Source organism: Stenotrophomonas sp. SBJS02, from assembly GCF_020428325.2.
GTDB lineage: Bacteria > Pseudomonadota > Gammaproteobacteria > Xanthomonadales > Xanthomonadaceae > Stenotrophomonas > Stenotrophomonas africana.
Window position 1 is genome coordinate 4660766 of the sequence record NZ_CP109812.1, and the last position, 21008, is coordinate 4681773.

A 21008-nucleotide genomic window follows, 5' to 3' on the forward strand; every position below is an offset into this window, starting at 1 on the left:
GGCCCTGCGGCGGGACCCGGCCGGTTGTTCTCGTGCGTACACAGACTGGCGCGCATAATGGCGGGGTGGCGTTCGCCACGCTTTTCCCCACCCGACCGGACGCACTGCGGGCTTCCCCGATGACCAGGTATTCCCATGCATAGCGGTGGTCTGGAACTGGCCCTGGTGCTGCTGCTGGCGGCGGTCATCGCCGTGCCGGTGTTCAAGAGATTCGGCTTCGGTGCGGTGCTGGGCTACCTGGCGGCCGGGGTGGTGCTGGGCCCGGACGGGCTGGGCTTCGTGCAGGATGCGGACCGCATCCTCGGCGCTGCCGAGATCGGCGTGGTGATGCTGCTGTTCGTGATCGGCCTGGAGCTGTCGCCGGCACGCCTGAAGGTGATGCGGCGCTCGGTGTTCGGCGCCGGTGCAGCGCAGGTGGCGCTGTCCGGGCTGGTGCTGGGTGGCCTGCTGCTGCTTGACCATTTCCAATGGAAAAGCGCGCTGGTGGTGGGCGTGGCACTAGCGCTGTCGTCCACGGCGGTCGGCCTGCAGCTGCTGTCCGAGCACAAGGCGATCAACAGCGACCATGGCCGGCTGGGCTTTGCCATCCTGCTGTTCCAGGACCTGATCGCGATCCCGCTGCTGGCAGCCATCCCGCTGCTGGGCGGGGCGAAGAACGAGACCCTGCGCATCGAGGATGCGATGGTGGCGCTGGGTGCGCTGGCAGTGGTGATCCTGTGCGGGCGCCCGGTGCTGCGCAGGGTGTTCAGCATCATTGCACGCACCCGCAGCCCGGAAGTATTCACCGCCACCGCCCTGCTGGTGGTGCTCGGCACTGCCTGGTTCATGCAGGAGGCCGGCCTCAGCCCCAGCCTGGGCGCGTTCCTGGCTGGCGTGCTGCTGTCCGATTCGGAGTTCCGGCACGAACTGGAAGCGCAGATCGAGCCGTTCAAGGGCCTGCTGCTGGGCCTGTTCTTCATCGCTGTGGGCATGGGCATCGACCTCGACCGCATCGCCGCCGAGCCGTGGCTGATCGCGGCCGGGGTGGCGATCCTGCTGGTTGTGAAGTTCAGCCTGCTGTACGTGATCGGGCGTATCGCCAAACTCAGTTCGCGGCAGTCACTGCTGTTGGGCAGCGTGCTGTGGCTGGGCGGCGAGTTCGCCTTCGTCGTATTCAACGAGGCGCAGCGCGCGCACCTGCTGGGCAACGCCAACCACGACCGGCTGGTGGCGATCGTCGGCCTGTCGATGGCAATCACGCCGCTGTTGATGATCGCGCTGCTCAAGCTGCTGGGCCAGGAGAAGGCGGCGCCGCGCCAGGCCGCCGAGGCCGACAAGGTGGCGCCGGACAACCGGCCCAAGGTGCTGATCGCCGGCATGGGCCGCTTCGGCCAGGTGATCGCGCGCCTGCTGACCGCGCAGAAGGTGCCGTTCGTGGCGCTGGAAGCGAATCCGGACACCGTGGCCGACCTGCGCCGCTTCGGCAACCAGCTGTACTACGGCGACCCGACCCGGCCGGAGATGCTGCGCGCTGCGGGCGGCGAGCACATCGATGTGTTCGTGATCACCGTGGATGACCCGGAGACCAACCTGCGCGCGGTACGCATGGTGCGCCGGCTGTACCCGGACGCGAAGGTGCTGGCCCGCGCACGCAACCGCCAGCATGCCTGGCGTCTGATGGACATGTCGGCCGAGCCGTTCCGCGAAGTGTTCGGCACCAGCCTGGAGATGAGCGGCCGCGTGCTGACTGCATTGGGCGTGGCGCCGGACGTGGCCGAGCGCCATGTGCAGCGCTTCCGCGAGCACGACGAACAGCTGCTGCGCGACCAGTACCTGGTGTACGACGACGAGGCGGCGGTGATCCAGACCTCGCGCGATGCGCGCAACGACCTGATGCACCTGTTCGAGGCCGACGCGGAAAGCGACGGCAAGTAGGCGTGCCGGCCAGCGGCCGGCACTACCCTTTTCCCGGGATCAACCGTTGTCGCGCAGGAACCGCGCCATCGACGAAACACCCGGCACGCGCGGTTCGAACTCGCCGGCCACGTCGATGAAGCCACGCATCACCGCGATCTCGCGCGGGCTGCGGTTGAGGCTGTCGCGCGCTTCCGGATCGGCACCAGCGCGCAGCAGGCGCTGCACCAGCAACGGCAGGCCATGCAGCGCGGCCAGGTGCAGCGGACCGAAGCCGCGCGGATCGCGCACGTCCAGGCTGACGTCCTCATCCAGCAGGCGCTCCACCGCCGCCATCACCACCTGCTCGTCGCAGGCAGTGCCCGGCTCGGCACGCGCACCCAGCAGCAGCAGCAGCGGCGTGACCGAACCGGCGGCGGCCTGGTCCGGTTCGGCACCGGCCAGCAGCAGGGTGTCGAGCAGCGCCAGCAGGCGCGAACGGTCGCGCGCACTGAAGCCGTACAGCGCAGCACAGTGCAGAGGGCCCAGCTGCTGCGCATCACCGGCATGCACGTCGGCGCCGGCGGTGAGCAGGCGCGCGACGATGTCCGGCAGGCCCAGCGCCGAGGCCAGCATCAGCACGGTCACGCCGCCCGGCAGGCGGTGTTCCAGCTTGGCGCCGGCATCGAGCAGGGCCGAAACGATATCCACCTGGCGCATGCTGACCGCCGCCGACAGCGGCGTAGCCCCACTGGCCGCAGCGTGCTGCGGATTGGCGCCACGCGCCAGCAGCAGGTCGGTCACCGCCAGATGGCCACCACCGGCGGCACGCAGCAGCGCGGTGCAGCCCTGTGCGTCGACCGCATCAACGGCGAAGCCCAAGTCGATCAGGCGGCGCACGGCATCCACATCACCGGCCATCGCGGCGGCCGGCAGATCGGCCTCGCGCAGCGTACGGCGCGGCAACGGCCATACCCGCCAGTCGAGCCAGTCGGCCAGATCACGGCGACCGATCGACAGCGCCACGCCCAGCGGCGTCTGCCCGTCGGCAGCACGTGCTTCCGGCGATGCACCGTGCTGCACCAGCAGCTTCAGCGCGCCTTCGCGGGCCAATGCAGTGGCCAGGTGCAATGCGGTCATGCCATGGCTGTCGCGCGCTTCGCGATCGACACCGGCCTTGAGCAGGGCCTGCTGCAGGCGCAGCCAGCCCAGGCGCACCGCCAGCGACAACGGCGGATCACCGGCCGGCGAAGCGGCGAACGGATCGGCGCCACGTTCCAGCAGTTCCAGTGCCAGCTGTTCCAGGCCACGGGCGGCCTGGTCGTGCTGCGCACAAGCCGCCAGGAAACGCGCCAAGCCACCGCGTCCGGCCGGTGACAGGCCACGCTGCAGCATCACCTGCAGCGCCGGCACCGCATCGATGCCACGCGACAGCAGCGCGAACATCGGCGTGTCCGAGCAGGCATCGCGTACGTAGGGATCAGCACCATGCGCCAGCAGCCAATCGACCGCGTCCGGCTCAAGCGCAAGTTCGGGGTCAAGCAGCAGGCTGCCCAGTTCTTCCGGCTGGCACAGCTTGGCCAGCGCGGCCATGCCGTCGGTGTTGCCGAAGCCCAGCGCTTCGCGCAGCAGGGTCAGCGGCGGGCGATCCGGCAGCAGGCCGCTGGCCGCGGCCGCTTCGCCGCGCTCGGCCAGACCATCGCTGACCGCAGCCGGCAATGGATAGGAGGGATCCAGCAGGGCGACGATCGCCCAGCGGCCGGCTTCGGCGGCGTAATCCACCGCACGACGGCCGACCGGATCGGTCGCATCGGCAGCAATGCCCAGATCGACCAGGCGCTTGATCAGCAGCGGGGAGACGTCCTCGGCCATGACGGCCAGCTGCACCGCATTGCGGCCTTCGCCGTCCACCGCGATCAGGTCGGGCTTGTGCGGCAACAGATGTTCAATCACACCGGCGCGACCGGCGCGGGCCGCTTCCAGCCACGGCGTGCGACCAAGCGCATCGCGCGCTTCCAGATTGGCGCCGGCGGCGAGCAGCACACCGATGATTTCCACGTGGCCGGCCAGCGCCGCCTCGTGCAGCGCACTGCGGCGCTGGCGATCACGGGCGTCGGCGCGCGCCTTGTGCTTGAGCAGCAGCTGCACGCCGGCCGGATCATCGTCTTCGGTGGCGGCAGCGGCGAGCAGCACCGGCGTGCCCTCGGCCGGTTCGCTGCGCGCACCGCGTTCGAGCAGGAAGCGAGCCAAGCGCCAGTTGCCGACCTGGCAGGCCACGGCCAGCGGTGACCAGCCCTCGTTGTTCAATGCATCGACTTCGGCGGCAGCGTCGCGCAACAGCGCCGCCACGCCCGGGTCGGAACTGCGCGCGGCATGGTGCAGCGGGGTGTTGCCATAGCTGTCGGTAGCACGCGAATCAGCACCGTTGGCGAGCAGGGTCATGACCGCTTCGGGGCGACCATGCCAGCTGTCACGGGTGGCGGCCAGCAGCGGGGTCATGCCCCGGTGCGGTGCATTCACATCAACGCCGCGGGCGATCAGTTCGCGCAGCAGGCGCAGATCGGGCAGCACCGCCGCCAGCACCGCCAGGCTGCGCTGGTCGCGCCAGTTCGGGTCCGGCAGCGCATACGGATCGGCACCGGCCTGCAGCAGCTGCAGGCCGCGGTCGATGCGGCCATGGCGGGCGGCTTCATACAGTGCCGGGGTCAGCTCCTGCGGTGCCATCGCCTCCAGCGGCACGGATTCGGCCGCGGCGGCAAACATCGGTTCGTGCTCGTTGCTGGCCGTGGCCAACGGGCTGGAGCGCAACGACACCAGCGGCGCCGGCGCCACCCGCTGCAGCAGCAGGTGCAGCAGCGGCGACAGCACCAGCACCGCCAGCGCGGCCGGCCAGCGTGCGCTTTCCGGCAGCAGGTCGGGCCAGGCCGGCAACACCACCAGTGCAGCCAGTGCGATCACCAGCGCGGCCACGCCGAGGCCACGCCAGGCGGTCAGATCGCGCCTGCCAGCGCCTGCCAATGCTGGGCTGCCGTCAAGGCGTTCAACGTCGTTCCACAACGGCCAGGTACGCCAAGCCGCCAGCAGGCCGGCACTGACCAGCACGCTCAGGCCCAGCACAGCGGCCAGGCTGCCGCTGTCGCGCAGCGCCGCCAGCGGCCAGGCCAGCAGCAGCGCCAGCAGCAGCGGTGCGGCGGCCCACAGCGCCAGCAGCGCGGGCAGGTCCTGGCGTGCGACCACCTTCAGCGGCAGCAGCGCACGGCTGCGGCGCCACCACGACACACCCAGCGCGAACGCAGGCTGCGCCAGGGCGGCAAGGATGGCACCCGGAATGCCGCCCACGGCGGCGCCCAGCGCCAGTACGGCACCCACGGCGAAGGCGATCGACAGTACGCGCGGACGGGAGGCGTCAGTCATAGTGCCGCGGCATCAGGCTGGCCACCGACGGCGGCACCTGCAGGTAGAACCCGCGTTCGCTCATTTCGCTGCGGACCTTTTCGGGATCGGCCTGGGCCAGGCGGCGCTGGGCATCCAGGGCCACCTCCAGGACGAAGGCAAGCGTCCCCAGCGAGGTGAGCAGCGGCGGAGGCAGCGCGCTGAAATCATCGCGTCGGGGAACGTAGACGTAGGTGTCCGGCTTGAGTTGGCTTTTATAGACGTAGGCGTGCATGTCCGCGGGACGATAACCCGGGAAGAGCCATGATTGTGTCGGAAAGCCGACACCGGGGAAAGCCGTCAGCCGACGATGGCGGCGCGATCGGCGGCGTTTCCCCTGCGGGGTTCAGCAATGTGGCGGTGGCGTTCAGCCACTCGCACACCTGGCGGCTGCGGGATCACTCGCCCCAGCGACGGAACACCAGGGACGTGTTGATGCCCCCGAATGCGAAGTTGTTGCTCATCACGTACTCGGCCTGGAGTTCGCGGCCCTGGCCGGTGATGAAGTCCAGCTGGCCGCAGCGCGGATCGACCTCCACCAGGTTCAGGGTCGGGGCAAACCAGCCGGCACGCATCATCTCGATGCTCACCCAGGCCTCGAATGCACCGCAGGCGCCCAGCATATGCCCGACGTAGCTCTTCAGCGAGCTGATCGGCATCCGCGAGCCGAACACCTGCGCGGTAGCCTGGGTTTCGGCGATGTCGCCGTGCTCGGTCGCGGTACCGTGGGCGTTGACGTAGTCGATCTGCGCCGCGTCCAGTCCGGCATCCTCCAGCGCCAGGCGCATGGCCTGGGCCATGGTGTCGGCACTGGGCTGGGTGACGTGCTGGCCGTCGCTGTTGGTGCCGTACCCCACCACCTCGGCAAGGATGGTCGCACCGCGCGCCAGCGCGTGCTCCAGGTCTTCCAGGATCAGCGTACACGCGCCCTCGCCCAGCACCAGGCCGTCGCGGCCGGCATCGAACGGGCGTGGCGTCGACTGCGGGGCGTCGTTCTGCACGCTGGTCGCGAACAAGGTGTCGAACACCGCGGCCGCGGCGGCGTCCAGCTGCTCGGCACCGCCGGCCACCATCACCGTCTGCTTGCCGCTGCGGATTGCCTCATAGGCCGCGCCGACGCCCTGGCTGCCGGATGTACAGGCACTGGACGTGGTGTAGACGCGCCCGGACAGACCGAAGAACACGCCGATGTTGACCGGTGCGGTGTGGCTCATCATCTTCAGGTAGGTGGTGGCGCTGATGCCATCGGTGGTGAACTCGTTGAGCATGCGGCCGAGTTCGCCGATGGCCTCATGGCTGCCGGAGGAGGAGCCATAGGCCACTCCGGTACGCCCGCTGCGCAGCACCGGATGGTCGTGCAGCCCCGCTTCGTGCAGGGCGATTTCGGTGGCACGCACCGACATGATCGCCACCTTGCCCATCGAACGGGTGCTTTTGCGGTTGTAGGTCGGCGGCAGCTCGAACGGCTGCGCCGGTGCGGCCAGTCTGGTGTTCAGCCCGGCATAGACATCCCACTCGGGCATCGCGCGCACGGCGTTGCGGCCGCTGCGCAACTTCGCGTGGATGGTCGGCCAGTCGTGGCCGAGCGGACTGATGGCGGCGGCACCGGTCACCACCACGCGATGGTCGATGCCCATCAGAGCATGCCTCCGTTGACCGAAATCACCTGCCGGGTGATGTAGCCGGCCGGCTCGGACAGCAGGAAGGCCACCGTCGCCGCCACCTCATCGGGACGACCAACGCGGCCGGCAGGAATCAGTTTCAGCGCGTGCTCCACCACTTCCTCGTTGAGCATCTCCGTCTCGATCAGGCCCGGCGCCACGCAGTTGACCGTGATCTGGCGGCTGGCCAGTTCCAGTGCCAAGGCCTTGGTAGCGCCGATGATGCCGGCCTTGGCCGCGCTGTAGTTCACCTGGCCACGGTTGCCGGCAATGCCTGACACCGACGACAGGGTGACGATGCGGCCCGGCTTGCGCCGACGCACCATCGGCATGATCAACGGATGCAGCACGTTGTAGAAGCCATCCAGGTTGGTGTGGATGACCTGGTCCCAATCCTCCGGCGACAACGCCGGGAAAGCGCCGTCGCGGGCGATGCCCGCATTGCAGACCACGCCGTAATACGCGCCATGCGCGTCCACGTCGGCCTCCAGCGCCGCGCGGGCGGCATCACGATCGGACACGTCGAAGGTGAGCACGCGCGCCTGCACGCCCAGGGCCTGGATCTCGGCGACCACGGCCTGTGCCTCCTCCACGCGGCTGCGGCAATGCACCGCCACATCGAATCCGTCATGGGCAACACGCAGCGCAATGGCGCGGCCGATCCCCCGGCTGGCGCCTGTCACCAGCACGCATCGATTCCCAGTCATGCCTGTCCACTCTCCAGATAGGCCTTCGCGTCGAGCGGCTCGTACACCGACACGTTGGCAACCGCCCATTCTTCCTCGCCCGCCAGGATCCGGCAGGCGAACATCCCCAGCCCATTGTCGCCCAGCAGTTCGCGACGCGCCTGCACACGCAGGCGGGTTCCGCTCGGGAAACCACTGCGCAGGCTGCTGTAGCGCCGACTGCCGAGCAGGAAGCCCAGCTGCGGCGCTGCGCCAGCCGCACGCGCGCGACACCCCGACCAGGCGGCAATCGCCTGCGCCATGTACTCGATGCCGATCCAGGCCGGCATTTCACCGTTCTCGATGAACAGACCCGTCCCGGGTACCACCAGTTCGGCCTCGATGCTGTCCTGGTCCCATCGCAGTATCCGCTGCAGCAGGCACATGTCCTGGCGATGCGGCACCACTTCCTCGATCGCGTAGAGAGGGTTCATCGGCGTTCCAGTGCCAACACCGCATTGCTGCCGCCGAAGGCAAACGAGTTGCTCAGTATCCGTCGCAGCGGGCGTGCCAGGCGGGTGCCTGGTGCCACCAGTGACAGTTCCGGCAGCGCCTCATCCACGGCGCCATCCCACCAGTGCGGTGGCAGCCGCTGCAGCGGGTTCTCGGCCAGCATCATCCAGCACAATGCCGCCTCGATCGCGCCGGAGGCGCCGAGCGTATGCCCGGTGAGCGGCTTGGTCGAGCTGGCCGGTACATCGGTACCGAGCACCTCCGAAACCGCCAGGCTTTCCATGGCATCGTTGTGGTCGGTGGCGGTGCCATGCAGGTTCACGTAATCGACATCGGCGGGCGACCAGACAGCGCGCTTCAGTGCCTGCCGCAGCGCATCGATGGCGCCTTGGCCTTGCGGGTCGGGTGCGGACATGTGGTGGGCGTCGGAGGACTCACCCCATCCTGCCAGCGCCACCGGGCCGATGTCGCGGGTGAGCAGGAACAGCGCGGCGCCTTCCCCGATGTTGATGCCGGATCGATGTTGCGAGAACGGATTGCAGCGCAGCGCGGACACCGACTCAAGCGCGCTGAAACCCGCAACGGTAAAGCGGCACAGAGAATCGGCGCCACCGGCGATGACCGCATCGACCACCCCGGCGCGTAACAGGCGCGCAGCCGACACCAGGGCCTTGGCACTGGATGAACATGCCGTGGACAGCGTCCATGCCGGGCCCTGCGCACCACTGCGCAGCCGCACGAACTGCGCGGTCGTTCCCATTTCCTGCTGCGCGTAATCGTAGTCCGCCGGCCAATGACCGTTGCTGGCGTGGGAGCACATGGCCCGCTCGCCTTCGCCAATACCCGAAGTGCTGGTCCCCATCACCACAGCCACGCGCTCGGCGCCATAGCGGGCGATGGCCGCGGCCACCGCAGGCGCGATCTGCGCCAGCGCAACCGCCAGCAGCGCGTTGTTGCGCCCACGCAGGGCCAGCGGGAGTTCGTCCAGCGTCGGCAGCGGCGTGCACACCTCCCCCAACGCCAGGGTCCGCCCCGGCAACAGGCTGTCGTTGTTGCTCAACCCACCAGGCACCTCGGCGAACATCGCCTCCGCCACCGCCGCGCGGCCCTCGCCCAGCGCGCAGACAATGCCCAGGTCGTTGAGGAAAACGGCAGTGTCCATCAGTCCTGCCCAGCCATATCGATCGATTCGATGCGCAGCGCGTAGCCTTCTGCGCGGTTGTCCAGCTGCAGGCTGCCATCCTGCAGGCGCTGCAGCTGCAGCCACACCGTACCGTCGCGCGACAGACTGCGCTGGTGGCCGTCATCACCGACCTGCCAGCCAGGCGGCAACACGGCGGCGATCGCGGCCGTCGGCCACAGCGCGAACTGCAGATCATCCAGCACGCGCTCCGCGCGAACCTGCGGCGGCAACCACGATGCACGCTGTTCGGTCAACTGCCGGCCATCCCAGTGCAGACGAACGCCGGTCTGGCCCATGGCCTGCACCGCCAGCTGCACCTGCTGCGCATCGGCTTCCAGCAGAGCGTCGAGATCACGTTCGTGGCGCCCGAAGCGGAAATGCAGCTGCTGCTGCAGCGCCAGTGGCGTCGGCAGGCTCGACGGGGCCAACCGCAGCGGCGGTAGCTCGACCTGCGGCCTTGGCATGCGCCCGGCGCAGGCGGACAGCAGCGCGCACAGCAGCAGCGCCGCAATGCTGCGCACGATCAGCAGCGGCACGCGGCCTCCAGCACACGTGCACGGGAGCCGCTGTTGATGGGATTGTTCATGTAACGCCCTTCCGGATACGGGTCGAGGGGGATAGATGATGTTCCCGAAGTGGTCGCCGCGCCAGCGTCGGGCCAGGGCGCCAGCGCTCCGATTCAGGACGGCGGCAATGCATGGGGTGACGGTCGGAACAACGGCGAGATGAGCCAGACCAGGCCGATGCCGAACAGCAGCGTGAGGCCGAAGGCGCGCAGCGCCGGGGTCTGCGACAACCCCAGCAGGCCGAACGACAGCCAGGTGCTGGCCGCGCCCACGCACACCGCCAGCCATGCGCTGGCGTCACCGCGGTGCTCGATCAGGAAGATGCCGTAGTCGATGCCCATGCCGAGCAGCAGCATCAGCGCCAGCACGTTGAACAGCTGCAGCGGCTGGCCGAACAGGCCCAGCAAACCCAGGGTCAGCGCACCGGCGATGAGCGTCGGCGCGAATACCCGCCAGGCCTGGCGGCGGTAGCGCAGCCACAGCGCGCCGAACACCAGCGCGATACCGACCAGCAGCAGCCCTCCCATCAGCTTGCGGTAGTGACCCAGCAGCTGCGAGAAATCGGCAGTGCGGTCCACCCAGCGCACGCCCGGCAAGCCTTCGGCCGCGCCCTGAAGGGTGGCCAGCGCATCGGCACGCGAGAGGTCATCGACCATCACCACGCTGATCATCTGCCCGCCCACGTCGCCCACCCACAGGTGGCGGAACGGCTGCGAGGCCGGCGAGGCCAGGAAGGCTTCGGCGGTGAGCGGCTCATTCGCGAACTGCGGTCGCTGCAGCGGCTCGCCCACGGCCTCGGACACGGCCGACAGCACACCCGGTTCCACCTTCGCGGTCAGCGCGGCATCGGCCTGCTGGCGCGATGGCGACGGCAGCCAATCGCTGATCGCGCGGTAGCCACCAATGCGTTTGTCGTTGGCCAATACACGCAGGCGCCCGGTCAATGCTTCCTCACGCTGCAGCAGCTGCGCGGCATCCACACCCTGCACCAGGTAGAACTGCGCCGGGCTGGGCATGCCCAGCAGCTGGCTGAGGCGGATCTGCTGTGCCATCAATGCCGGCGGCGAGGACTGCAGGCTGCGCAGGTCGTCGTTGCTCTGCAGGCGCGCGATGCCGATCGCAGACAGCGCCAGCGTGATCACCACGAACAGCGTCACCGCACGGCGACCATGCAGACGCGGGAAGCGCTCCAGCGTGCTGCCCAGCCACTGCGAGAAACGGGTCTGGCGGATTTCACCACCATCCAGCCACGGGAACCAGAAGATCACCGTCAGGAACGCGGCCGCCAGGCCGACCACCGAGAACAGCGCCATCTGGCGCAGGCCCGGGAAAGGCGTCAGGCCAAGCGCCAGGTAGGCCAGTGCGCTGGTCAGCAGCGCCAGCCACAGGCCAGGCAGCAGGTGCCTCAGCAGCTTCCAGCGGCGATCAGCCGGCTCGGCCTGGCGCGAGGCGAACCAGTGAATGCCATAGTCCTCGGCCACGCCCACCAGCGATGCACCGAACACCAGGGTCAACACGTGCACGTTGCCGAACACCAGCACGGTCACCGCCAGCGCCACGCCGCAGCCGATCAGCAGCGACGTGGCCACCAGCAGGATCGGACGCAGCGAGCGGAACGCGAGCCACACCAGCAGCAGCACCGCCGCCAGCGAGCCCCAGCCGATGGTATTGATCTCCCGGTTGGCCTGCACTGCCGCCGCTTCGGCATGCAGCGGCACGCCCGCATGCAGGATCTCCAGGTCCGGAGCGGCAGCCTTCGCCGCCTGCCCGGCGCGTTCCAGCAATCCATCCAGATGGCGCTCGCCATCGAGCTTGAACGCCGAGCCCGGCGTATCGAACTGCAGTGCAGCCCAGTGCCTGCCTTCGGCGTCGAGCAGGCCATCATCGCCCAGCCGCAGGCCCGCGCCCTGTGCCTGCTGCTGCCACCATTGCGGCCACAGCGACAGCGGATCCTGCCGCCACTCGGTCAGACGTGGGGCCCCCATCGGGCCGTACAGCGCGGCCAGCGCCTGCTCGGCCAACGCGCCCGGTTCGCCGCCCTGCAGCTGCTCGCGCTGGGCCGGGGTCAGCAGGCGGTCGCGGTACGGCGCATAGAACGCGCGCGCCTCATCGAACCAGCCTTCGATCGAGCCGCTGGGTACCAGCAACGCGTGATCGGCGTCCTTGGCCATGGCCGCAGCAAACGCGGCCTGCGCACGCTTGGCGGCAGCGCCGTCCTTGCTGCCGAGCAGCACCACCACCTGCCGCGAACTGCCATCGGCGATGCGCCGGGTGACGTCGCTCAACAGACGGTCATGCGCGTCCTGCGGCAGCAGCGCGAGGATGTCGGTGTCGATCCGCGATTGCTGGCTCCACAGGTGCCACTGCTGCACGCCCAGCGCCAGCAGCAGCACCAGCCAGGCGATGCCCAGCCAATGCCACCAGCGGCGCAACCGGTCCGGTGCATTCAACGCCACGTCCTCACTCAAAGCGGCGCGCCTCGTCTGCGCTGAGCGCGGCCGGAGCCTCGCTGAGCGCGTTGAACTGGATCAGCGTGCGGTCCTTGCTGGCCTCGACAATCTCGACCTGGCGCACGTAACGGTCGCCCTGCAGAGTCAGCGACTGGAACGCCTTGGCCAGCATCGCCGACTTCGGCGTCAGCTGCAGCCGCCAACCCTGCCCTTCGCGGCTGACCGTCACGGTGAACGGTCCGGACAGCGCCTGCACGTCGCCACTCATCAGCGCGAACATGATCGCGTTCACCGAGCGCATCGCCGGCTGCTGCCGCGCATCGAGCTCGACGCGGGTGCTGCCGTCACGCTGGCGGCTCAGGATGCGGTCGGCAGTGACCACCACCTCGGAGGGAAACGGCTTCAGCGTGGTCCAGATCACGCCATGCTGGCGCGCGACCACGAACCGGCCCTGCGAGCGCAATGGGTTCCTGAAGCCGCTGACCTGCTTTTCCTGCGTGAACTGGCCACGCAATACGTCCGGCCGCGCCACCGCTTGGGTGATCGCGTCGATGGCCGGATCGGCGGCCTGCACCAGCGGTGCGGCCAGCAGCAACACCGTGCACAGCAGCGCACGCGCGAAACGGTTGGCTCGGTTCATGGCGCAGGCACTCCCAGGCGTTCCCACAGTACCGGCGGGCACTGGTACAGCATTTCCCTGCTGGCCGCGTCCACCGCCACCTGGATGGTCATTGCGCGCGTCAGCACCTGGCCGCTCTGCGCATCGAGGATTTCATAGTCGATCTTCAGCCGGTTCTCCCATTCCACGAGGCGCGCGACCACGCGCAGCGGCTGGTTGAACAGCAGCGGGCGCACATACTTCACCCGTGCATCGACCACCGGCCAGAGGTAACCCGATTCGAGCATCTGCGGGTAGTCGTAGTTGTAACGACCCAGCAGTGCACAACGCGCGATCTCGAAGTACTTGAAGTAATGGCCATGCCAGACCACGTTCATCGGGTCGCAGTCATGGAAGGCCGGGGCCAGCGCAACTTCGGCCACCCGTTCGATTGTTTCATTCACCGGCATACAGCTCCCAACGTTGCGCGCGGATCTCCACCAGCAGGTCCCGCAGTTCGCGATCCAGCGCGCGGTCTTCTTCGACCAGGGCAATGCGCTGCCCCAGGTCGGCGTACATATCGGCCAGACTGCCATGCAGCTGCGCGTTCAGGCCAACCCGTTCGCGCAGCGCCAGGCCCTGGCGGGCAGCCACCAGCATCGCGGCCACCACCTGTTCGGTCAGTTCGATCACGCGCAGGCAGTCGCGCGCGGCGATGGTGCCCATGCTGACCTTGTCCTGGTTATGGCATTCAGTGGACCGCGAGAACACGCTGGCCGGCATGGTCTGCTTCAGTGCTTCGGCTGTCCACGCCGAAACGCTGATCTGCAGTGCCTTCAGGCCATGGTTGACGGCCGCACGCGGGCCGGTGGCGGCCGACAGGTTGGCCGGCAGTCCATGGCTGTAGCGCGCATCGACCACCAGCGCCAGCTGGCGGTCGAGCAGGTCGGCAATGTTGGCGACCGTGTTCTTCAGGGTATCCATCGCCAGCGCGATGTGGCCTCCGTAGAAGTGGCCGCCGTGCAGGATGCGCTCGCCATCCACATCGATCAGCGGATTGTCGTTGGCGCTGTTCAGTTCGGTTTCGATCAGCTGGCGCAGGAACGGCAGGCTGTCTTCCAGCACGCCGATCACATGCGGTGCGCAGCGCAGCGAATAACGGTCCTGCAGGCGCTGTTCATTGCGCGGCGGGTGCTCGCTGTGCAGGTCGCTGCGCAGGCGCGCGGCAATGCGCATCTGGCCCGGGTGCGGTTTGGCCGCGAACAGGTCTTCGTCGAAGTGGTGCGCGTTGCCGTCGCTGGCCAGCACATTGAAAGCGGTCAGGCGCGTGGCCATGCGTGCCAGGTAGTCGGCGCGCTGCCAGGCCAGGCAGGCCAGGCCGGTCATCACGGCGGTGCCGTTCATGATTGCCAGGCCTTCCTTCGGCCGCAGCTTCAGTGGCGCCATGCCGATCTTCGCCAGCACTTCGCTCGCTGGCTGCACGCGGCCGTCGTGCAGCACCTCGCGCTCGCCACACAGCACCGCCGCCACGTAGGACAGCGGGGTCAGGTCACCGCTGGCACCGACCGAACCTTCGGCCGGAATCAGCGGCAGTACATCGTGCTGCAGCAGCGTAGCCAGGCCTTCCAGCAGCGGTACGCTGACACCGGACATGCCACGCACCAGCGACGCCAGGCGCGCGGCCAGCACCGCGCGGGTCTCGACCGGGTCCAGGTAACGGCCGAGGCCGCAACCATGGTAGGTGTACAGATGGTGCGGCAGTTCCGCTACCAGCGCCGGCGGAATGTTCACCGTGCACGAGTCGCCGTAGCCGGTGGTCACACCGTAGATCACGCCATCATCGCGCAGCAGGCGGTCGAGGAAGTCGGCACCGCGCTGGATGTGCGCGCGGAACGCCGGCGCCTCGCTCAGCGCGGCTTCGCAACGGCGCAGGGCCAGGGCAACCACGTCTTCGATGGTCAAGGGTGCATCGCCAAAGCGGCACACAGGTACGGCGTCAGTCGTCATGCGGAGCCTGATCCCAGAAGGGGAAGAAATTGAACCAGTCCAGCGGCGACTGGATGACCTGCTGCTCCAGCCAGCCCGCATAGCGCTGCACCTGCGCGGACAATGCCGCATCACGCGACCCCCGTGGCAGCACGATGCGATCAGCGAACGGCTCGAACACGACCCGATAGCCCTCGCCCTCATGCAGGCAGGCCATGGTGTAGACCGGGCAGCCCAGTGCGGCGGCAAGTACATACCCACCGATGGGGAACGGCGCACGTTGCCCGAGGAAATCGGCGCTGAGGCAGCGCCCACCACCGACCGGCGTGCGATCGCCGACAATGGCCACGAAACCGCCAGCGGCCACCTTGTCGGCCAGCATCATCGCCGTGGCAGGCCCCATTTCGGTGACCTGCACAAGCTCCACTGCTGCAAGCGGATCCAGCCGACGCAGCAGGCGGTTGAAGCGCTGCGCATGCGCGGTATGCACCAGCACGGTAATGCACAGGCCGGGGACCCGCTCGGCCAGCACCTGGCATAGCTCCAGGCAGCCGATGTGCGCGGTAAGGATCAGCCCGCCTTCGCGCTGCGCGATCCTCTCCAGCACCGGGGTGCGATGCAGGTGGATGCGTTCGGGCGGATAGCGCCCACCGATGCCGAGGATCTTGTCCAGCATCGTGTCGGCAAATGCAAAGAAGTGGCGCAGGCTGTCGCGCCGGGTCGGCGCGCGACCCAACACGCCGCTGTAGGCCTGCAGCCGCTGCAGATACTGCATCGAGGCCTCGCGGCCAACGCGATTGCCCAGCCAGTGGCAGGCCACCACCGGCCACACGCACATGCGGAACGGCCAGCGCCCGAACCAGCGGTGCACCCAGTACAGGACCAGCACGCCGGCCACCGAGGTGGATTCACCGATATCGGCCCAGTGCGGGGCACCCTGAGGGGTCGCCATTTCAGCGCTGCCCCCGCAGGCGGCGGCGCAGCAGGCGCGGTGCGCGCCAGAGCATGCCGAAGAACAGGCGGGTGTGCATGCGGGTGATGCGTACGTTGTCGCGCCACATATCAAAGTGCGACACGCCATCGGAAGGATAGGTCACGCGCGTGGCCAGGTGCTCGACCGGCACCTGCCGCCAGTACAGGCGCACGATCACCTCGGTATCGAAATCCATGCGCCGGCCGATGGTCTCTTCGCCGGCCACGCGCAGAACCGGTGGCAGTGGGTAAACGCGGAAGCCGCACATGGTGTCGCGCAGGTGCAGCGACAGCGTATTGATCCAGACCCAGATGTGGGTGGCGTAGCGGCCATACAGCCGTGCCTTCGGTACGCTGGCATCGTAGGCCGGGATACCACAGATCACTGCATCCGGATGGGCACGCGATACCTCGATGAAACGTGGCAGGTCGCCGGTATCGTGCTGGCCGTCGGCATCGATCTGCAGCACGTGGCTGTAGCCACGCGCGTGGGCCTCGGCGAAACCGGCCAGCATCGCCCCGCCCTTGCCCTGGTTGATGTCCAGGCGCAGCAGGTCGACCCCCTGGCGCTGCGCCAGCGAACGCAGCACTGCTGCACACGCGTCATGTGAGCCGTCGTCCACCAGCAGGCATGGAAGGCCGGAAGCCAGCACGCCGTCGACCACCGCCGCGATCGCATGTTCGTGGTCGTAGACAGGAATCACCACCAATGGCGCGAACGCGGCACTGGCACTGGAGGAATCAATCCGCATCGGCGAACACCACTTTTCCGCTGGAGTGCATTCCGTGGCTGGAGGTATAGCGGAAACCCAGCACGCCACGCGCCGCATCCCAGTCCAGATGCAGGGTCAGCACGTCACCCGCCCGCGCGACGTGCTGGAACTTCACCGCGTCCATGCGCAGGAAACCCGCCGGCATCGCGAACGCCTGTCGGCCGAAACGCACCGCCCAGTCCAGCTGGGCCACACCGGGCAGGATGGGTGCCTGCGGGAAGTGGCCCTGGAACGGCCGTAGCGCCGGGTCGAGGGTCATGCGCAATGTCGCGCTGGACGTATCGCGGTGATCCCACAGCGGTACCGGCATCAGCGGCTGGAACAGTGCCGCCAGCGCCGCCTGGGTGACCTTGCCCTGCGCATTGAATGGCAGCGACTGGACCAGTCGCCAGCGACGTGGACGGGTCACTGCGTCGTGGCTGTGGGCCAGCCGCGCACCCAGGCGCTGGCCGAGTGCACGACGCGCCGCGTCACCACCGTCCAGCAACGCGGCATCTGCCGGCACCACCACCGCTGCAAGCTGCTCGCGCTGGCCCGGCAGCACCAGCACGCGTGCATCCTCCACTTCGGTGTCTTCGCGCAGCGCTCGTTCCAGCGCATCCAGCGAGACGCGCCGCTCTTCGATCTTGACGATGCGATCGGTTCGGCCCAGCAGGCGGAAACACCCATCGGCCAGCGCTTCGACGCGGTCCTGGGTGCGCCACCAGCCGGCGTTCTCCAGGTGTGGCGACGCCACGGCCAGGCATCCCTCCTCGATCCGCCACTGCACGCCCGGCAGTGGCCGCCACGGCGGCAGGTCGGTTTCCCAGCGACGCCAGGCGATGCCGCCGGTCTCGCTGCTGCCATACACCTCGGTGGGAGCCACGCCCAACCACTGCCGCACCTGCCGCGCCGCTTCTTCAGGCAGCGGGCCACCGGAGGAGAACACTGCGCGCAGGCGGCCATGCAGGCTGAACCAATCCAGCTGTTCGGGCAGGCGCTTGAGGTGGGCCGGGGTGGCCACCAGCAGTGTTTCGGTACCGGACAGCGCCGCCACCAGATCTTCATGGAAGAACCGGCGCGGATGAATCAGGCGACCGGCGGCCAGCGGCCACAGCACACGGAACAGCAGCCCGTAGATGTGCTGGTGCGAAACCGTGCCATGCACCTCCGCCCCTTCCAGCTGCGCACCGAACGCAGCCTGCAGCGCGTCGACTTCGCGCGCCAGCTGGTCCAGGCGCTTGCTGATCGCGCTGGGTTGGCCGGTGCTGCCAGAGGTGAACACGCACAGCTCGCAGGCGCGCTCGTCCAGCATCCGCAACGCGCCGTCCACCTCTGCATCCACCACCGCCAGCGGGCGGTAGTCGGCGGGGACATCGCCAGCAAAACCACTCACCTGTGACTGCAGGGCCTGCAGCGTGGCCGACAGGTTGTCAGCCGCCAGGAATACCCGCTTGCCGGCATGCCAGGCACCGTACAGCGCTGCAGCGAAGGCCACGGCATCGTCGAAGTACAGGGCCCAGTCGCGCCCCTCGGCAGCGGCAAAGGCCGAGCGCCACGCCAGCACGCGCCGGTGGAACCCGGTGTGGTCGAGCAGCACACCGTCGCAGACACCGACCGGGCGTTGCGGCCGCGCATCCAGCAGCAGCCGATCCAGGGCAATCCACTCAGCCATGCGTGTGCACCGCCCTGACCCGTTGCCGCACCAGCCACTCACCCGCAAACAGGATTCCCATCAACACGTACGCCAGCAAACCGTTGTAGAGCATCCAGACCCGGTCCGACGCATACAGCGCGGTCAGCAGGGCCAGGCTGCCGTTGAAGACAAAGAAGCCGCACCACACCTGGGTGACGCGACGGGTATAGGGCACCGCCGACGCAGGCAGGTCCGGCTCCTGCAAGCGGGCCAGGCGCTCGACCACGGGAGGACCGAATCGAAGGCTGCCGGCAAACAGGACCAGCATTACGGCATTGACCAGCGCCGGGTACAGCTTCAATGGCAGCGCCTGGTTGAGTACCGTCGCCAGCACTGCGAGCAGGCCGGCACCCGCTGCCGCGCCCCACCACACCGGTTGCCGCGTGCCCAGTGCCCGCAGCAGGGCCAGCGCGAACAACAGCAGCGACGACCAGCGCGGCTCGAAACGGCCCATCGCCAGATAGACCAGCAGCGGATAGGCCAACGAGATCGCAGCCACCGCCACCGTGCGTGCGCGTGCCATGGGAACGACGCTCGCGCTGCGGTCAGGCGGCCGCCTGGTCCGGCAGCAGGCCATGCGTCACATCGACGATGTCCTGCACCGTACGCACGGTCTTGAATGCTTCCGGCTGCAGGTTGCGACCCAGCAACGGCTTGAGCTGAACGATCAGATCGACCGCATCGATGCTGTCGATGTCCAGATCGTCGTACAGCCGGGCCTGGGGCGTGATCCGGGCCGGTTCGATCTCGAAGCTGTCGGTGAGGATGGAAACGATGCGATCGAACAGTTCATTCTTGGTCATGGCAGTTCCTGGCACCGGTTACGACCGATGGGCGGCGACGAACTCGCCAAGCGCGCGCACGCTGGAAAAATGGCGGCGGGTCTCTTCCGAGTCGGATGACAGGCTCACACCGTACTTCTTCTGCAGCGCCAGGCCCAGTTCCAGCGCATCGATCGAATCCAGGCCAAGGCCCTCGACGAACAGCGGCGCAACCGGATCGATGTCCTCCGGCGTGATGTCCTCCAGTGAAAGCGAGGAAATGATCAATACCTTGATCTCGTGCTCAAGTGCTTGCACGGGTGGGGTCTCCAGACAGGTCGAAGTAACGGGAAAGGTGCTCGGTGACTCGACGTGCCGCCAGGGCATTCCCTCCTGGCGAGTCGTCTTCGACCAGAAATGTCGAGATCGGGATATCTTCGCCGATCTGCAGCCGAACGTGAAAGCAACGTGAGGGAATACGATACCACTTCTGCCCTTTGGCCAGGGTCGGCGGCGTACAGGTGATCCGCACCGGCGTGATGTCCAGACGGCCGCGGACGGCGATGTTGGCGGCGCCGCGCTGCAGCCGCAGTGGCTGCCCGGGCACGCTGCGGGTGCCCTCCGGAAAAATGACCAGGCTGCCACCCGCGCGGACCGCCTTCACGCAGTCATCGACCAGGCCCGGCCCATCGTCGTTGGCAATGTAGCCGGCGGCCCGCACCGCACCGCGCATGAACGGGCTGCTGGCTACCGCGCGTTTGACCACGCAGTCCGCGTTGGGCAGCAGTGACACAAGGCAGACCACATCGATGAGCGTTGGATGGTTGGCCAGCACCAGCAGGCCGTCGCGCTGCAGGCGTTCGCGCCCTTCGATCTCGCAGGTCATCACACCCAGGCTGCGCATCAGCCGCAGCTGGCCGGCAAAGGCGAGCTGGACCAGGCGGCGGGCACGGCGGCGGCGCGCGAGTGGGTCGCGCATCAGCAGCAGCAGCGGCATTACCACCGTTCCCAGCACCAGCCCGCCCAGCCCAAAAGCAAGAAAGCACAGCGCCGTGCCGAACACACGCCAGGCATGATCGAGGCGGCGCAGCCCCTCAGCCACGGCGACCCCAGGACCAGCGTTGTCCCTGCGTTACATGCTCAAGCGCCGGCATCTTCGACAACAGGAAACGGTGCAGGTCCAGTGCGTGCGGCAGATGGCCCGGCACGCCCTCGGCAGCACCCGCCGGTTCCCAGCGCAGTGACAGGGTCGGGCAGCCCTCGCGGGGCTGGGTGAGACGCCAGCACCATGCGAAGAACACGTCGGGTTCGTCGGCGAACGGCGCGTATATGCCCGGCAGGGGCGATTCGTACACCACCACACGCACCTCACGGGCGCCGTCGGCCAGCAGACCGACCGCTTCCAGGCAGGCGGCTTCCGCCGTGGCCCGGCCCGCGGCCAGCGCCAGGTAGTTGCCGCGATGACCACGGGCAATCGAGTACAGGGCGGCAATGGCGTTGTGCACCGACAGCCCGAAGGTCGTGGGCGACAGGGGTTCTTCGGCTGCCAGCGATGCCAGCAGATCCATCGAGCGGGGCACATCGCCATGTCGGCTGGCGAAAACCAAGGGCACCTGGCTGTCGGCACCCTGCGCGTCCTCGCACCAGCATGCGGCCTGGATCGCCATCCGGCCCAGCCGTTCGATACGCCGACGCTGCATCGCCGGGATTTCGGTGAGCGCTGGCGCGCCCTCGCCCACGGGCAGGAACGGCGCATCGGCCCAGCGCAGCCATTGGCTGCGCTCGGTCAGGCCAGGCGCCCAGGCGGCCCAGTCGACGACGGAGAATTCAATCATCTAGCGGTGGTGTTTCACTGGGGGAACGATAGGCACGGGCCACTCAAGGCGACGCGCGGCTCCCCC

The 21008-nt window shown here is 68.3% G+C and carries 20 protein-coding genes; 1 reads left to right on the top strand and 19 read right to left on the bottom strand.

Features of this window, described 5'->3' with window-relative positions; genetic code table 11:
* Positions 1-135: 135 nt before the first annotated feature.
* Positions 136-1914 (top strand): monovalent cation:proton antiporter-2 (CPA2) family protein, encoded by a 1779-nt coding sequence (locus FQS62_RS21475; RefSeq protein WP_049443710.1) that lies wholly within the window; start codon positions 136-138, stop codon positions 1912-1914.
* A gap of 39 nt (positions 1915-1953) precedes the next feature.
* Here the strand turns inward: FQS62_RS21475 and FQS62_RS21480 are convergent, their stop codons facing one another.
* The 19 genes from FQS62_RS21480 to FQS62_RS21570 all read right to left on the bottom strand — a co-directional run bounded on the left by FQS62_RS21480 (position 1954) and on the right by FQS62_RS21570 (position 20942).
* Positions 1954-5286: an ankyrin repeat domain-containing protein gene (locus FQS62_RS21480; RefSeq protein WP_268923178.1), complete on the bottom strand. Its 3333-nt coding sequence runs from the start codon at positions 5284-5286 to the stop codon at positions 1954-1956.
* Complete coding sequence (locus tag FQS62_RS21485) at positions 5279-5539, bottom strand: YcgL domain-containing protein (protein ID WP_088480133.1); 261 nt, start codon at positions 5537-5539, stop codon at positions 5279-5281. The genes FQS62_RS21480 and FQS62_RS21485 overlap by 8 nt, the downstream gene beginning before the upstream one ends.
* A 163-nt stretch (positions 5540-5702) precedes the next feature.
* Positions 5703-6941 (bottom strand): beta-ketoacyl-ACP synthase, encoded by a 1239-nt coding sequence (locus FQS62_RS21490; RefSeq protein WP_208042836.1) that lies wholly within the window; start codon positions 6939-6941, stop codon positions 5703-5705.
* Positions 6941-7672, bottom strand: coding sequence for a 3-ketoacyl-ACP reductase FabG2 (locus tag FQS62_RS21495; protein WP_049443717.1), 732 nt, complete (start codon positions 7670-7672; stop codon positions 6941-6943). Before FQS62_RS21495 ends, FQS62_RS21490 begins: the two co-directional genes overlap by 1 nt.
* Positions 7669-8124 (bottom strand): hotdog family protein, encoded by a 456-nt coding sequence (locus FQS62_RS21500; protein WP_049443719.1) that lies wholly within the window; start codon positions 8122-8124, stop codon positions 7669-7671. The genes FQS62_RS21495 and FQS62_RS21500 overlap by 4 nt, the downstream gene beginning before the upstream one ends.
* On the bottom strand, positions 8121-9305 hold the full coding sequence (locus FQS62_RS21505) for a beta-ketoacyl-ACP synthase (protein ID WP_208042837.1): 1185 nt from the start codon (positions 9303-9305) through the stop codon (positions 8121-8123). The genes FQS62_RS21500 and FQS62_RS21505 overlap by 4 nt, the downstream gene beginning before the upstream one ends.
* Positions 9305-9862 carry an ApeN family LolB-like membrane protein gene (locus tag FQS62_RS21510; protein WP_208042838.1) on the bottom strand — a complete coding sequence of 186 codons (558 nt, stop codon included), beginning with the start codon at positions 9860-9862 and terminating at the stop codon, positions 9305-9307. Before FQS62_RS21510 ends, FQS62_RS21505 begins: the two co-directional genes overlap by 1 nt.
* A 143-nt stretch (positions 9863-10005) precedes the next feature.
* Positions 10006-12360, bottom strand: a complete 2355-nt coding sequence (locus FQS62_RS21515; RefSeq protein ID WP_208042839.1) for an ApeM family transporter — start codon at positions 12358-12360, stop codon at positions 10006-10008.
* Positions 12353-12982, bottom strand: a complete 630-nt coding sequence (locus FQS62_RS21520; protein WP_099588983.1) for a LolA family protein — start codon at positions 12980-12982, stop codon at positions 12353-12355. Before FQS62_RS21520 ends, FQS62_RS21515 begins: the two co-directional genes overlap by 8 nt.
* Positions 12979-13410, bottom strand: a complete 432-nt coding sequence (locus tag FQS62_RS21525; protein WP_154349858.1) for an acyl-CoA thioesterase — start codon at positions 13408-13410, stop codon at positions 12979-12981. Before FQS62_RS21525 ends, FQS62_RS21520 begins: the two co-directional genes overlap by 4 nt.
* The gene (locus FQS62_RS21530) at positions 13397-14947 is read right to left on the bottom strand and encodes an HAL/PAL/TAL family ammonia-lyase (RefSeq protein WP_208042840.1); all 1551 of its coding nucleotides are present in this window, start codon (positions 14945-14947) and stop codon (positions 13397-13399) included. Before FQS62_RS21530 ends, FQS62_RS21525 begins: the two co-directional genes overlap by 14 nt.
* Entirely contained in the window at positions 14937-15878 is a 942-nt protein-coding gene (locus tag FQS62_RS21535; RefSeq protein ID WP_049443731.1) for a lysophospholipid acyltransferase family protein, read from the bottom strand. The genes FQS62_RS21530 and FQS62_RS21535 overlap by 11 nt, the downstream gene beginning before the upstream one ends.
* A gap of 1 nt (position 15879) precedes the next feature.
* Entirely contained in the window at positions 15880-16650 is a 771-nt protein-coding gene (locus FQS62_RS21540) for a glycosyltransferase family 2 protein (RefSeq protein ID WP_088480126.1), read from the bottom strand.
* Positions 16640-18325: an ApeI family dehydratase gene (locus FQS62_RS21545; protein ID WP_208042841.1), complete on the bottom strand. Its 1686-nt coding sequence runs from the start codon at positions 18323-18325 to the stop codon at positions 16640-16642. The genes FQS62_RS21540 and FQS62_RS21545 overlap by 11 nt, the downstream gene beginning before the upstream one ends.
* A complete protein-coding gene (locus FQS62_RS21550; RefSeq protein WP_049443737.1) occupies positions 18318-18869 on the bottom strand; it encodes a COG4648 family protein in 552 nt (183 codons plus the stop codon). Before FQS62_RS21550 ends, FQS62_RS21545 begins: the two co-directional genes overlap by 8 nt.
* A gap of 22 nt (positions 18870-18891) precedes the next feature.
* The gene (locus FQS62_RS21555) at positions 18892-19149 is read right to left on the bottom strand and encodes an acyl carrier protein (RefSeq protein WP_049443738.1); all 258 of its coding nucleotides are present in this window, start codon (positions 19147-19149) and stop codon (positions 18892-18894) included.
* Between the two features lie 18 nt (positions 19150-19167).
* Entirely contained in the window at positions 19168-19425 is a 258-nt protein-coding gene (locus tag FQS62_RS21560; RefSeq protein ID WP_046983475.1) for an ApeE family acyl carrier protein, read from the bottom strand.
* Positions 19412-20209 (bottom strand): lysophospholipid acyltransferase family protein, encoded by a 798-nt coding sequence (locus FQS62_RS21565; protein WP_049443742.1) that lies wholly within the window; start codon positions 20207-20209, stop codon positions 19412-19414. Before FQS62_RS21565 ends, FQS62_RS21560 begins: the two co-directional genes overlap by 14 nt.
* Complete coding sequence (locus FQS62_RS21570; RefSeq protein ID WP_049443744.1) at positions 20202-20942, bottom strand: beta-ketoacyl synthase chain length factor; 741 nt, start codon at positions 20940-20942, stop codon at positions 20202-20204. Before FQS62_RS21570 ends, FQS62_RS21565 begins: the two co-directional genes overlap by 8 nt.
* Positions 20943-21008 lie beyond the last annotated feature (66 nt).